The following is a 14,021-nucleotide window of genomic DNA, read 5'->3' on the forward strand; positions in this document are numbered from 1 at the left end:
GATGATAATGGTATATTTGGTTGTATGACTCTTCTTGGTTGTGAAGATACTTGTCCTAAACACTTACCTCTTCAAACTAAAATCGCTTACATGAGAAGAAAATTAGCTACTGTTAAAGGTTCTTAAGAAAGATATTTCTCTTAAATAATATGAATACAAAGAGTCTTAAATCTTTGTATTCTTAAGGAAAAAAAATGAAAATTAATAACATAAAATCTAAATTGTTGCTACTAGTTTTAGTTAGTATCTCTTGTTCCTTCTTAATCCTTGGTTTTTACAATACACGAAATAAATATACCTCAGAATATAACTTAGTAAAACAAAAAGAACTTGATATCTCACAAGAAACATCTAAATTTATAAATAATTATTTAGAATCCAAAATCAAAATTATTCAAGCTACTACAGATGGAATAACAAGTGAAAATTTAGATATCTCAAATAAAGTTTTAGTTAGTAAATTATTATTAGGTGAAAAAGCAGGTGATTTTGCAAGCACTTATGTGGGCTTAGAAGAAAATGGAGATTTAATTAAATCTAATGGTATATTAAAAAATATTGTAAATACAAATTATGATGCAAGGCTTAGACCATGGTACAAGAAAGCTATAGAAGTTAATAAAGCTGGAATAACTGAGCCCTTTATTGATAATACAACAAAACGGTTAATAATAACAGTTTTTGCTCCTTTAAAAAAAGAAGGAATAACTATTGGAATCGTTGGTGCAGATATATTTTTAGACACAGTAGTTGATACTATTTTAAATCTAAAAATGGGAAATGAAGGCTTTGCATATTTAATAGGAGAAAATGGAAAAACTTTAATTCATAAAAATAGAAAACTTTTAAATAAAGAAAATATTTTGTTTAAACAAATAAAAACAAAATCAGATAATAATTTTGGTGAAGTATTAGCAAATGATACAAAAAAAATTCTGGCTTACAGTAAAATTCCTGTTGTTTCTTGGTACTTAGTAGTTGAATTAGACAAAGAATCAATTTTTAAACAAATCAATAAAAATATAACATATGAAATAATTCTTTATCTTGTACTTTTAATAGCTATTCTTCTCTTTTTATTTATATCTTTAATAAAAATACTAAAGCCTTTAAAAGTTCTTGAAAATGGATTATTGAATTTTTTTAATTACTTAAAAGGAGAAGTAACTAACATAACAAAATTAAATATTACTACTAATGATGAATTTGGGAATATGGCTAGTATAATCAACCAAGAGATGGAACTAATTGAAAATAATTTAGAAAAAGATAGAAATTTTATAAACAATGTAAAAGATGTTGTAAAAATAATTAATGCAGGTAAATTGGATGTTTTTGTTGAAAACAATACCTCTAATAAATCTTTAAATGAATTAAAAGAGATTTTTAATGAAATGATTAAAACAATAAGTATAAATGTCGATAAAGATATTAATTGTATTTTGGAATCATTAAAAAAATATTCAAAATTAGATTTTACAGATAATATTAAAAATCCTACTGGTAATATATCTTTAGGTTTAAATGACTTGAGTAATATTATTAATAAAATGTTACAAGAAAATAAATTTAATGGTTTATCCTTAAATAAAAGTTCTGAAGAGTTACTCGAAAATGTTGAAATACTAAATAAATCTTCTAATAATACAGCAGTGTCATTAGAAGAAACAGCAGCAGCTTTAGAAGAAATTACATCTACAATAATTAACAATACTCAAAGTATATCAACAATGGTTAAATATTCTGATGAGCTATCTAAGTCAATCAATTTAGGTCATGAACTTGCAAACTCAAGTGTAAAATCAATGAATCAAATCAATGATCAAACTAAGTCTATTTCAGAAGCTATCAAATTAATCGATCAAATTGCTTTTCAAACAAATATACTTTCTTTAAATGCAGCTGTTGAAGCAGCTACCGCTGGAGAATCAGGAAAAGGTTTTGCAGTTGTTGCACAAGAAGTAAGAAACTTAGCCTCACGAAGTGCAGAGGCAGCTAAAGAAATAAAAGATTTAGTTGAAAATGCAACTATTAAAGCAAATGATGGTAAAAAAACTACTGATGATATGATTATTGGATATATCAGTTTAAAAGAAAATCTTGATAAAGCAGAAAAAATGATTCAAAATATTTCTGAATCATCTCACGAACAAAGAGTAAGCATAGAACAAATTAATGATGTAGTTAATAAGTTAGACCAACAAACACAAAACAATGCTTCTGTAGCTTCAAAAACACAGGATATAGCTATTTACACAGCAAACATTGCTAAAACGATTTTGAACTCTGTAAATGAAAAAAGATTTATCGAAGATATCGATAAATAACTCTTAAGTTATAAAGGAATTTTTCTTTTATAACTTAACTATTAATTAATACCAATATCTCTATACAAACACTCCAAAATAATATTTTAGATTTTTAACCTCTATTATTCTTATAATAAAAATAGTTTTCTCTTATAAATATAACTAATTTACTAGAATTTATTAAAAACATAACTTTTAGTTCATTTTAGAGGATTACAATTTCAATATTAAAAAGAAATATTAATTTTTAAAGTTAAGTTTCTAATAATAATAAAAGGAAATAAAATGACAACAAAAATGAAAACAAGATTGGAACATGATTTACTTGGAGAAAGAGAAATCTCTGATGAAGTATATTATGGAGTGCAAACTAAAAGAGCTCAAGAGAACTTTAATATTACTGGTGTGACTTTATCACAATTTCCTACATTTATCGTATCGTTAGCAAAAGTAAAAAAAGCTACTGCACTTGCTAACTTTAATTTAAATTTATTAGATGAACATAAAAAAAATGCAATTTGTGAAGCCTGCGATGAAATTATGGGAGGAGCATTACATGATCAGTTTGTTGTTGATATGATTCAAGGTGGAGCTGGTACTTCTGTTAATATGAATGCAAATGAAGTTATTGCAAATAGAGCATTAGAATTACTTGGTCACAAAAAAGGTGAATATCAATATCTACACCCAAATAATGATGTAAATAAATCACAATCAACAAATGATTCATATCCAACAGCATTTAGAATTGCATTATTTGAAAAAATTTATGAATTAACAGATGCAATGAAAATAATGCAAAATTCTTTTGCAAAAAAAGCAATTGAATTTAAAGATGTAATTAAAATGGGAAGAACACAATTACAAGATGCTGTTCCTATGACATTAGGTCAAGAATTTCATTCATATGAAACAATGATTGCTGAAGATATACAAAGATTGATTGAATCTCAACAATTAGTAAGAGAGATGAACCTAGGAGCAACAGCAATTGGAACAGGTATTTGTTCTCATCCTGATTATGCACATGAAGTTGAACAAAGATTACAAGAAGTTACAGGAAGACCTTTTGTTACAGCAAAAGATTTAATTGAAGCTACACAAGATACAGGTGCTTATGTACAAATTTCTGGTGTATTAAAAAGAGTTGCGACTAAAATTTCTAAAATTTGTAATGACTTAAGATTATTAAGTTCAGGTCCAAGAACTGGATTTAACGAAATTAATCTACCACCAATGCAACCGGGTTCATCAATTATGCCAGGTAAAGTTAATCCTGTTATTCCTGAAGTTGTAAATCAAGTAGCTTTCCAAGTAATTGGTGCAGATGTTACTATTACAATGGCAAGTGAAGGTGGACAATTACAATTAAATGTATTTGAACCAGTAATTGCATTTAACTTATTTAATTCAATGAATATGATGATAAAAGCTTTTCAAACATTAACTACAAAATGTATTGATGGTATTACAGCAAATGAAGAACACTGTAGAACTTTAGTTTTAAATAGTATTGGGTTAGTAACTGCATTAAATCCATATATTGGTTATGAAAACTCAACAATTGTTGCAAAAGAAGCATTGGATACAGGGAAATCTGTATATGAAATTATTCTAGAAAGAGAATTATTAACAAAAGATCAATTAGAAGAAATTATTGAACCAAAAAATATGATTAAACCAAGATGTATTAATAGTTAATAAAAAAATATCTAAATAACAAAAGGAGACATTATGTTAGTTTTAGAAATAGCAGTTGTATTAGGATCTATATTTTTAGGTGCTAGAATGGGCGGTATTGGGATTGGTTATGCAGGTGGATTAGGGGTACTTGTATTATGTTTATTTTTTGGTCTTACACCAGGAAGTATTCCTATTGATGTTATCCTAATTATAATGTCAGTTATCGCAGCAATTGCTGCGATGCAAGTTGCTGGTGGACTTGATTATATGGTTAGTATTGCGGAAAAAGTTTTAAGAAAAAACCCTAAACATATTACATATTTAGCACCAGCTGTTACATATTTTATGACATTACTTGCAGGTACAGGGCACACAGCATATTCAACTTTGCCTGTTATTGCAGAAGTTGCAAAAGAACAAGGGATTAGACCATCAAGACCATTAGGAGTAGCAGTTGTTGCTTCTCAGATTGCAATCACTGCATCTCCAATTTCTGCTGCCGTTGTATTTTTTAGTGGAATTTTAGAACCTCTTGGTGTTGGATATATTGAGTTATTAGCAATTGTAATTCCAACAACATTTGCTGCATGTATGATTACAGCTTTCGTAAGTAACTTTTTGGGAAAAGATTTAAAAGATGATTCTGTTTATCAAGAAAGAATGAAAAAAGGCTTAGTAAAACTAAGAGGTGAAACAAAAGTAGAAATTAAAGAAGGTGCAAAACTTTCTGTTGCAATTTTTTGTATGACTATCTTCTCAGTTGTGACTTATGCAACATTAATTAGTGATAAAGTTGGAATCATTACGAATCCAACATTGCCAAGAAATGAAGCAATTATGGTATTTATGTTAGCTTGTGCAACATTGATTGTATTATTTACAAAAATTGACTCTGGTAAAATTATTAGTGCATCTACTTTTAAATCAGGGATGAGTGCTTGTATTTGTGTATTAGGAGTTGCTTGGTTAGGTACAACTTTTGTTGGTGCTCATATCGATGAAATCAAAGGTTTTGCAAGTACATTATTAAGTCAATATCCTTGGATGTTAGCAGTTACATTGTTCTTTGCAAGTATGCTTTTATATTCACAAGGTGCAACTACAAAAGCTTTAATGCCTGCTGCCTTAGCTTTAGGTGTTGATCCTGGTACTGCAATTGCATCATTTGCTGCAGTTAGTGCATTATTTGTATTACCAACTTATCCTACATTATTAGCAGCAGTTGAGATGGATGATACAGGTTCTACACGAATTGGAAAACTAGTATTCAATCACCCATTTATTGTTCCTGGTGTCTTAGCAATTGCATTAAGTGTTGTATTTGGATTCATCGTATCAGGAATGGTACTCTAATTAAAAAATTTATGGACTTCGTGTAAGGTCAAACTTACACGAAAGTTTTAATCTAATTTAAATTTATATAAGGAGAACAAAATGACAAAGTTATTAAGAACAGTTGCACTATTTGCATTTATTGGAACATCGGTACTTTTAGCTAAACCTAATATTGTAATATTAGCTACTGGTGGAACTATAGCAGGAGCAGGTGATTCTGCTATTAAAAGTGAATATTCAGCAGGTTCAGTTACTATTGATAAATTAATAGCAGCAGTTCCTTCAATCAAAAAAATGGCAAATATTAAAGGTGAACAAATTTCTAATATTGGTTCACAAGAAATGAACTTTAAAGTTTGGTTAAAATTAGCAAAAAGAGTAAACGAATTACTTAAAAAAGATGATATTGATGGTGTGATTATTACACATGGTACAGATACAATGGAAGCAACTTCATACTTTCTTGATTTAACTGTAAAAAGTAAAAAACCTATCGTTGTTGTTGGGGCTATGAGATCTGGTTCATCTATGAGTGCTGATGGACCAATGAATCTATTTAATGCAGTTAGTGTAGCAGTAAATAAAGACACATATAAAAAAGGTGTTGTTGTTGTAATGAATGATGAAATTCATAGTGCAAGAGAAGTTACAAAAGTAAATACTTCTATGGTAAATGCATTTGCATCTCCAAACACTGGAAGAATTGGTACTGTTTATTATGGTGATGTACATTATTATATGACTAGTACAAGAAAAAATACATTTGATACAGAATTTGATATTGAAAAAATCAACTTTTTACCAAGAGTAGATATTGTATATGGTCATGCTGGTGGAAATGATGTTTTTGTAAAAGCATCAGTTAAAGCAGGAGCAAAAGGTATCATATATGCAGGTATGGGAAATGGAAATCCATATCCAACAACTCAAGATGAATTAGCACAAGCAGTTAAAGAAAATGTTGTTGTTGCTAGAACTTCAAGAGTTGGAAGTGGTAGAACAAATCTACATGGTGAAGTTGACGATCAAAAATATGGATTTATTGTAACAGATAATTTAAATGCACAAAAAGCAAGAATTTTATTAATGTTAGGTCTTACAAAAACCCATGACAAAAAAGAATTACAGGATATGTACTTTAAATATTAATATAAAAAGAGGAATTTAATTCCTCTTTTTTATATATTTAGATAATATCCCTTGCTTAAAATAAGGAAATAGTACCATGAAATTAAAAGTTTTTTTATTTTTAATAAGCCTTACATTATTAAATATTAATCTTTTTGCAAGTAACAATAAAAATATACTCATTATTAATTCATATCATAGAGGATTTCAATGGAGTGATGATGTATTAAATGGAATAGAATCGGCTTTAAATGATAAAAAAGTTAATTCTACAGTTTTATACATGGACTCAAAAAGAATTACATCCTCAAAGTATTACAGAAAACTAAAAGATCTTTATAAGTTACAACTTTCAAAAAGCAAATATGATTTAATTGTTGCAATTGATAAATTTTCATATGAATTTATTTTACAAAATTATAATGAACTATTTACAGATGAACCTATATTTTTCATAGGACTCGAACAGTTCTCTCAAGATGAAGTAAAAAAATATAATTTACAATCAAAAGTCTCTGGATTGCTTGAAAAAAGAGCAATTAGTGATACCTTAGAAATAATACATAAATTAATACCAAATCTAAAAAAACTTTATATTATAAATGATAAAAGTGAAAATGGAGATGACTCTGATCCTTTTATTCAAAATGAAATATATAATTTAAATGATAAATTTGAAGTTCAATATATAAGAAGCTCAACATTAGATGATTTAAAAGAAAAATTTTCCAAATATACTCCAAATGAAGCAGTCTTTTTTATTCGATTTTACAATGATAAATATGGAAAATTATATACTAATAACGAAATTTCTCAAATGATAAATTCTAGTAAAATTCCAGTTTTTTCAACAGATACACTTTTTATAAAAAAAGGATCAACAGGTGGAAAATTAGTTCCAGTAAAAGAAGTAGGAATTAAATCAGGAGAAGATATTTTAGGAATTTTAAATAATACCATTACTACCCCTACTATTCGAACAGCAGATAAATTTGAATATATTTTCGATTTTGAAAAAATCAAAAAGTTTAATCTTCATCCAGATATTTTAAAAATTGATTATAAATATGTAAACTATCCAAAAGATTTTTTAGATAGAAATAGACAATTTGTTGATTTTGTTTTTTTAATGTCTCCTTTCTTACTATTTTTAATTTTAGGACTCATTCATAACCTTTATCTTAGAATAAAAAGTACAAAACTTCTTAAACAAAGAATGGAGTTTGATAAAGTTTTATTAGATGCAATAAAAGCTCCAATTGTTTGGCAAGATGAAAAGGGTAAAGTAGTTGATTCTAATTCAAGATTTTGTGATTTTATGAATTTTCCATCTCCAAAAGAAAAAGGTAAAAAATTAAAAGATTATTTTCAAGAACATAATACAGAACCTATTTTTAAAATACTAAAACCATTTATAAATAATACGGTAGAGGGTAATCATATGGTAATCAAAGGAGATGATGATAAAGAGCATACATATCTAATCGATCAAACAAACTATACAGAAAATATTTTTAAAACAAAAGGGATAGTTACTGTTTTTACTGATATCACAAAAGAAAAACAAGCTGTTGAAGAAAAAAGAAAACATCAAGAATTTGCTATTCAACAAAGCAAATTAGCAGAAATAGGAGAAGTGTTTTCTTCAATTGCACATCAATGGAAAACACCACTTATTGAAATTGCAACAATTGCACAAGAAAGACTTTATTATGATAATAACAATGATTTTGACGAAGTAAATAACACTTATGCAAGTGATATTATGGTCCAAGTTAAATATATGACAGATACAATTAATAGCTTTCAAGAGTTTATAATGCCATCAACCCAAAAAATTGTATTTGATATAAACGAATCAGTTGAAGATATGTTAGAAATAATTCGTCATAACATGAAATATAATTATGTTAATGTAAAAATAAATGTGGAACCAGAAACTAATTTAATAATTTTTGGGTATAAAAATGAACTAATGCAAACTTTATTAAATATTGTTAATAACGCAAAAGACTCTATTATAAAACAAAAATCTAAAGGCAAAATTACACAAGGGGAAATATTTATAAACATAAAAAATATTCACAATAATATTCAAATAGATATAATAGATAATGGTGGTGGCGTTCCTCTTAAATACATCAATCAACTATTTGAACCATATTTTACTACAAAAAAAGATGGACATGGTATTGGACTATATATGGCAAAATTAATTATTGAAGATAAAATGGATGGTCAAATCACGGTTGAGAATGTAAGTGGTGGTGCAAAATTTAGCATTATACTGGAGTTAAAAAAATGAAAATACTAGTTTTAGAAGATAATGAAAGATTATGCAGTTTAATAAAACAAGCATTAAGTAAAAGTGGGTATCAAGTTGATACTACTTATGATGGAGCAGAAGCTTTAGAAATGATTACAAATGGTTATTCCTGTTTTATTCTAGATATTAATGTTCCAACAATAGATGGAATTACAATTTTGGAATCCATAAGAATGTATCATAGCGAAGTACCAGCAATAATAATAAGTTCTAACCATGATTTAGAAAAGATTCAAAAGTCATATGAAATTGGGTGTGATGATTATTTAAAAAAACCTTTTTTCATGTATGAGCTTATTCAAAAAGTACAAAAACTTTGTCAAGTTAAATCTACATTGTTAGATTTGGGCAATGGTTATATTTTTGATTATAATAAACATTTTTTAGTTAAAGATGAAGAAGAAATTCAATTAGCAAAAAAAGAGATTCTTTTTTTAGAGTTACTTGCTAAAGATATTCATAGAGTTTTTAGTTTTAATGAAATTGAAGACTATGTATGGGAGGGCGAAGAAACATCCCTTATGAATGTTCGTGCACTTGTAAAAAGAATTAGAAGAAAAATTCCAGAAAAAGCTATCAAAATTGTAAAAGGAATTGGATACTCAATAGATGCAAGTCAAATTCCAGAACAACAATAATTTTATGAAATAAAAACTGCTTTACTTAAAGAATATCCTATTCCTTTAATAATAATTATACTGTTTTCAGGGAGTTTCTTTCTCAACCTTTTTATCATTGATCTTATATTTACGAGGGTTGTTTCTTCGCCCTCCCATACATATTCTTCAAGCTCTTCATAGGTTACGACACGATGTAAATTATTTGAAAATAATTCCAAAAAAAGTATCTCTTTTTTTGTAAGTTCATGTTCAATTTCATTTTTAAATAATCGACGATTTATAAAGTCATATTTACAATCTTCACTAAATTTTAAAAACATTTTAGGAAGAGAACAGAGTTTTTTTACTTTTTGAACAAGTTCAAATATATAAAATGGTTTTTTTAAATAATCATTGCATCCACCTTCATATGATTTTTGTATTTTTTCCAAATCATGATTAGAACTTATAATAATAACAGGTGTTTTTGCATGATTAAATCTAATATATTCTAATACTGATATCCCATCTAAATTTGGAACATTTATGTCTAAAATAAAGCAAGAATAACCATTACCTAAAGCTTCAGCAGCTTCCTCGCCATCATAAAAGCAATCAACTTTATAGTTTTCACTAACTAAGGCTTGTTTTATCACATTGCTAAGTCTTTCATTATCTTCTAATACTAATATTTTCATCAATTTTGTTCCAGTTTTATAGTAAACATAGCACCACCATCTATATTTTCAACAGAGACTTGACCATTCATTTTATCTTCAATGATCACTTTTGTCATATACAATCCAATACCATGTCCATCTTCTTTTGTTGTGTAATATGCTCCAAAAATCTTATCCATACTTTTAGCATTTATTCCACCCGCATTATCTTTTATTGTTATAATTAACTTTTTATCTTCATTAAAAACTTTTATTTGTATTTTTCTATTTTTATAATCATTATTTAAAAGAGCATCTTTTGCATTATTTACAATATTTAGAAATGATTGCATAAACTCATTTTTATAGCCATATACATTTAAGTTTGTATTTTCTCTTATATCCAAATTTATATTAATACTATTATACTTAATATTGTGATGTATTATTTCAAGCATTCTTTCAACAGCTTCTTTTATATTAAACTCAACCTTTTTATTAGAGGGCATAATAAATTTTTGAAACTCATTTATAGTATTTGTCATATATGATACTTGATTCATAATATCTTTTACAAAACTATCGTCTTCTTTTACTTGCTCACATTTTTTTGTATAAAAAAGTTCTTGTGCAATTGCTGTTATTTCTACAAGAGGAGATTTCCATTGGTGTGCAATTGAAGAAAAGACTTCACCTATTTCAGCTAATTTACTTTGCTGTATAATAAATTGTCTATTTTTTTGTTTTTCTATAGCTACTTCTCTTTCTTTTGTAATATCTGTAAAAATAGTAACAAAACCTTCAGATTTTGTTTTTTCATCTTTAAATCTTTCTTGTTTTATAAGAAAAATTTTCTTTTTTCTTTTACTATCAATAAAATTAAATTCATTATTTTCTTCTATGTTTAAATTATAATTATCTATTGCTTTTATAATTTTCTGAACATTTTTAATTTCATTAAAATCTTCAAGTTTTTTTCCATATAAATCATTACAGTTCACACCTAAAAGATTGCAGAAAGTTTTATTGGAATCAACAACTACTCCCTTAAAATCTTGCCAAAATATTGGACTTTCAATTGCATTTAAAAGTGCTTCATCAAAGTCAATTCTTCTTCTTAAGTCTTTTTCAACTTGTTTTCTCATATAAATATTATGAACAAGTCCTAATATTAAAAAAAGCAAAAAAGGTGAAATTGTAAATACAAAATTTATAAATCCCCTATGTCTTTCATAAAAGGTAGGTCTTTTGTTAATTAATTTGTAAGGAATTGATAAGCCGTCAACAGGAAGATAAAACTCACTTAATTTTTGAGAATCAAATATATAAGTTAAATCTTTATAAGTAATTATCTTATGAGATTTTTTATTTAATATATCTAAGGCCATTTCCCCTGATAGTCTACCAAAATCATTTAAATCAATTACTTTACCACCAGTTGCACCTTTTTTTATAAAAATAGAATCTGTTACAAAAATAGGTATTTGTGCATTTTTTATAAAATCTGCTATCTCTTGGTTTTTATATAGTTTTCCATCTTTATTTTTATAAAACCTTATAAAAAGTGCCGCACTATTTTCTTCTTTTTTAGAAAATTTCTTTTTCAGAATTTCTAAATTATCTTCAATTATATATTCAATGTCAAACTTATTGTTAAAGTCCTTTATTAACTTTTCAATAAGTGGTTCAGTATGTTGTGCATTTGGACTTTTGTCATTTATAATATATAATTTTCTAATACTTGGAAAAATCGTTCTTATAATGTCTACATTACCTTTTAAATCTCTTTTTTCTAAAAGAGCTGATACTTTATCTTTTACGCCATAATGTTCTGCTTTTTTAACAGAAAAATTTTCTATTCCAACGGCAAGAATTGGTTCATTTTTAAAAAACTCTTTATAAATACTCAATACAAAATCATAAGCAAATCTATCAACTGCAATTATTAAATCATACTTTCTATTTTTTAATTGCACTCGATAAAGCTTTTCTAGACTTTCGTAATACTCTTTTGAAGTAACTCTTTTAGAATCCATGTACAAAATATTTACATCAATATTTGAATGGGGATATATGACTTTTTCAATACCATTTATAATGCTATCACTAAATTCATAACCTTTGTGATATGAATTAATTATCAATATCGAACTATTTGCGAAAAGGAATGTCTGGAAGACTAAAAATATTAGAAGTTTTTTCATAGTAGAAATTATAGTCAAAATTTCTAAAAAATGGTGCCAAAGTGTGACACCATTTTTAAAGATAACTGTTTTATAGGATTACAAATCCAAGAGCAACTAAAGCTCCTAAATATATAGCTCCAAAAATAAAACCTAATTTCCACCAAGTAGCTTGTGATATATATCCAGCTCCATACCAAATAGGTGATGGACCTGTTCCATATGGAGTGATAATACCCATAAGACCTAATGACCCTACAAAAAGAATAGCTAGTGGTTGAAGCATTTCAACTGGAACTAAATTTGCTGCTATTCCTAAAAATAGTGGTAATAATGCTACTGTGTGAGCTGTAACACTTGCAAATAAGTAATGGAATAAGAAGAATAATACTAATAGTACAACTCCAATCATTATTGGATCCATTCCAACTAACCAAGTAGAAATTAATCCAGATGCCCATTTTAAATAACCAACTTCTTTAAGACCAGAAGCCATAGCTACAAGTGTTGCAAACCAAATAAATACATTTATTGCTGCTTTATTAGTAATAACATCTTCCCAATTAATTACATCGAATAATACAAGTAAACAAAGTACTGCAATAGCTGCAACTGTACTATTTACACCAATTGTACTTCCAAAAATCCACATTGCAAGAGCTAACATACCTAAACATAACATTGTGATTTCTTTTTTAGTAATAGAACCCATTTCTTTAAGTTGTTTAGCTGCCCATGTTGGAGCTTCTGGTGATACTTTTTGTTCTGGTGGATATACTATATAAGCAAGATATGGCACAAGTAAAAACAATGGAATCATAATAACTGCTAAAGTACCAAACCAACTACCCCAACTAATTGAAACACCAATATTTTTTTCAACAAGTGAAACTGCAAGTAAATTTGGTGCAAGTGCTGTTAAGAACATAGAACTTGTCACACAAGTTGCTGCAATAGCTACCCAAGAAATATATGATCCTATTTTTCTTGGTTCATGGTCTGGCAATGAATCAAACATTTGTGGAATATTAATAGCAATAGGGAAAATTGTTCCTGCACTTCTTGCCGTATTTGAAGGCATAAAAGGAGCAAGGATTCCATCTGCAAATGCTACTGCATATCCTAATCCTAAAGTAGTTTTACCTAATTTTTTAACCAAAATCAATGCGATTCTTTTACCAAGTCCTGATTTTTTGTAACCAAGAGCAAACATAAATGCTGCAAAAATTAACCATATAACCCCATTAGAGAAACCACTTAAAGCCCATTTTGCTGAAGCTTTTGCACTATCACCAACTAATCCAAATGTTGCAGAAAAAGCAACACCCACTAAACCTATTAGTGCAGGTGGAATTGGTTCTAAAATTAAACCAACAATTACCCCTAAAAATACTGCAAAGAAATATTGTGCATCTACTGCTAAGCCTTCAGGTGTAGGAAGAAGTGCGACAATAATTGCGACTAAAATTGGAAGTGCCATTTTCATATTATTGCTCATAATAAACCTTTCATTTCGTTATTTATGAAATGATATATGTTTGATATGGCATTAGTGTGACATTTTTGAATTTATTTCTTTAATTTTATAATTTAAGGAAGAAAGAAGATAAAGAAAGTCTACTTTATCTCCTTTTGAGAGTCATTTAATATATAAATACTTATTTTAACCAACATATTCAATAATATTAACAGCAGCAGTAGCACCATCAGCTGCTGCACATACTACTTGTTTCGCTGCATCTATTCTTACATCACCTGCTGCATATAATCCTGGTACATTTGTTCTCATCTTTAAATCT

Annotated in this window: 9 protein-coding genes and 2 pseudogenes; 7 read left to right on the plus strand and 4 right to left on the minus strand. The window is 27.5% G+C overall.

Translation table 11 applies throughout. The annotated features are described in order from the left end of the window. The 7 genes and pseudogenes from frdB to CRU95_RS15560 form a co-directional block, all read left to right on the plus strand. Nucleotides 1–126, plus strand: a pseudogene (frdB, locus tag CRU95_RS15530) (fumarate reductase iron-sulfur subunit); the annotation flags it as partial. A 68-nt stretch (nucleotides 127–194) separates the two neighbouring features. Continuing rightward, nucleotides 195–2,327: a methyl-accepting chemotaxis protein gene (locus CRU95_RS15535; protein WP_129102032.1), complete on the plus strand. Its 2,133-nt coding sequence runs from the start codon at nucleotides 195–197 to the stop codon at nucleotides 2,325–2,327. A 279-nt stretch (nucleotides 2,328–2,606) separates the two neighbouring features. After that, the gene (gene aspA, locus CRU95_RS15540) at nucleotides 2,607–4,010 is read left to right on the plus strand and encodes an aspartate ammonia-lyase (protein WP_129102040.1); all 1,404 of its coding nucleotides are present in this window, start codon (nucleotides 2,607–2,609) and stop codon (nucleotides 4,008–4,010) included. A 33-nt stretch (nucleotides 4,011–4,043) separates the two neighbouring features. Continuing rightward, nucleotides 4,044–5,345 (plus strand): anaerobic C4-dicarboxylate transporter, encoded by a 1,302-nt coding sequence (locus tag CRU95_RS15545; RefSeq protein ID WP_129102033.1) that lies wholly within the window; start codon nucleotides 4,044–4,046, stop codon nucleotides 5,343–5,345. An 81-nt stretch (nucleotides 5,346–5,426) separates the two neighbouring features. Further along, entirely contained in the window at nucleotides 5,427–6,476 is a 1,050-nt protein-coding gene (locus CRU95_RS15550) for a type II asparaginase (RefSeq protein ID WP_129102034.1), read from the plus strand. A gap of 76 nt (nucleotides 6,477–6,552) precedes the next feature. After that, entirely contained in the window at nucleotides 6,553–8,760 is a 2,208-nt protein-coding gene (locus CRU95_RS15555) for an ABC transporter substrate binding protein (RefSeq protein WP_129102035.1), read from the plus strand. Continuing rightward, nucleotides 8,757–9,419: a response regulator transcription factor gene (locus CRU95_RS15560; protein ID WP_129102036.1), complete on the plus strand. Its 663-nt coding sequence runs from the start codon at nucleotides 8,757–8,759 to the stop codon at nucleotides 9,417–9,419. Before CRU95_RS15555 ends, CRU95_RS15560 begins: the two co-directional genes overlap by 4 nt. 2 nt (nucleotides 9,420–9,421) lie before the next feature. Here CRU95_RS15560 and CRU95_RS15565 read toward each other — a convergent pair whose 3' ends face one another. From CRU95_RS15565 to CRU95_RS15580, 4 genes and pseudogenes are all read right to left on the minus strand, one after another. Further along, nucleotides 9,422–10,078, minus strand: a complete 657-nt coding sequence (locus CRU95_RS15565) for a response regulator transcription factor (RefSeq protein ID WP_129102037.1) — start codon at nucleotides 10,076–10,078, stop codon at nucleotides 9,422–9,424. Beyond that, a complete protein-coding gene (locus CRU95_RS15570; protein ID WP_164969813.1) occupies nucleotides 10,078–12,183 on the minus strand; it encodes an ABC transporter substrate binding protein in 2,106 nt (701 codons plus the stop codon). Before CRU95_RS15570 ends, CRU95_RS15565 begins: the two co-directional genes overlap by 1 nt. Before the next feature lie 130 nt (nucleotides 12,184–12,313). Continuing rightward, a complete protein-coding gene (locus CRU95_RS15575) occupies nucleotides 12,314–13,720 on the minus strand; it encodes a DASS family sodium-coupled anion symporter (RefSeq protein ID WP_129102039.1) in 1,407 nt (468 codons plus the stop codon). A gap of 165 nt (nucleotides 13,721–13,885) precedes the next feature. Continuing rightward, nucleotides 13,886–14,021, minus strand: a pseudogene (locus CRU95_RS15580) (thioredoxin-disulfide reductase); the annotation flags it as partial.

Source organism: Arcobacter sp. F2176, assembly GCF_004116465.1.
GTDB classification, from domain to species: domain Bacteria; phylum Campylobacterota; class Campylobacteria; order Campylobacterales; family Arcobacteraceae; genus Arcobacter; species Arcobacter siniprincipis.

What these genes read in the sequence shown, in the direction of transcription:
- CRU95_RS15535 (WP_129102032.1), top strand. Translation starts at nt 195, where the DNA reads ATGAAAATTAATAACATAAAATCTAAATTGTTGCTACTAGTTTTAGTT.
- aspA (WP_129102040.1), top strand. Translation starts at nt 2,607, where the DNA reads ATGAAAACAAGATTGGAACATGATTTACTTGGAGAAAGAGAAATCTCT.
- CRU95_RS15545 (WP_129102033.1), top strand. Translation starts at nt 4,044, where the DNA reads ATGTTAGTTTTAGAAATAGCAGTTGTATTAGGATCTATATTTTTAGGT.
- CRU95_RS15550 (WP_129102034.1), top strand. Translation starts at nt 5,427, where the DNA reads ATGACAAAGTTATTAAGAACAGTTGCACTATTTGCATTTATTGGAACA.
- CRU95_RS15555 (WP_129102035.1), top strand. Translation starts at nt 6,553, where the DNA reads ATGAAATTAAAAGTTTTTTTATTTTTAATAAGCCTTACATTATTAAAT.
- CRU95_RS15560 (WP_129102036.1), top strand. Translation starts at nt 8,757, where the DNA reads ATGAAAATACTAGTTTTAGAAGATAATGAAAGATTATGCAGTTTAATA.
- CRU95_RS15565 (WP_129102037.1), bottom strand. Translation starts at nt 10,078, where the DNA reads ATGAAAATATTAGTATTAGAAGATAATGAAAGACTTAGCAATGTGATA.
- CRU95_RS15575 (WP_129102039.1), bottom strand. Translation starts at nt 13,720, where the DNA reads ATGAGCAATAATATGAAAATGGCACTTCCAATTTTAGTCGCAATTATT.